Source organism: Vibrio sp. Y176 (assembly GCF_033438945.1).
In genome coordinates, this window is sequence record NZ_JAWOQS010001241.1 from 1 (window position 1) to 507 (window position 507).

The 507-nt window shown below is 48.5% G+C and carries 1 protein-coding gene; it reads left to right on the plus strand.

Annotation, left to right across the window (positions count from 1 at the left end; genetic code table 11):
- Nucleotides 1-507, plus strand: a 507-nt coding sequence (locus R7O13_RS31185) for an imelysin family protein (protein WP_318305769.1), incomplete at both ends; no start/stop codon positions are given.

A 507-nucleotide genomic window follows, 5' to 3' on the forward strand; every position in this document is an offset into this window, starting at 1 on the left:
TGGTTGCCAATCGACAACGGGCTCGTCGGATGAACAACCAGAGCAAACTAGCCATATTTCTCAAGCTGTTTACGAAGTGGAGTTTCATGCCGCACAGTCATTTTTAAGCCAAGCTTCGCAGTTAGAGCAGAGCTTTGCTGATTTTTGTTCGGCGCCGAAAAATGACGTGGAACCAGTACAACAACGGTGGCACAGAACCATGCTGGCTTGGATGGCGCTTCAAGGACAGGAACGTGGCCCCTCGACCGCGCTGGAGCAAAGCTGGAACGTACAATTCTGGCCCGATAAAAAAAATACCACCGGGCGTAAAATGTCGGCGCTGACTAAAGCCGATAAAGTTTGGACAGTGGAAGAGATCTCGACACAAAGCGTGACTGTGCAAGGTTTAGGGGCGTTGGAATGGTTACTTTATGATGATGCATCCACGCTTAATACCAATAGCAATGTATGTGCCTCAGGTGTTGCTATTGCCGAAAACTTGCACGATAAAGCACAGATCATCGCTAA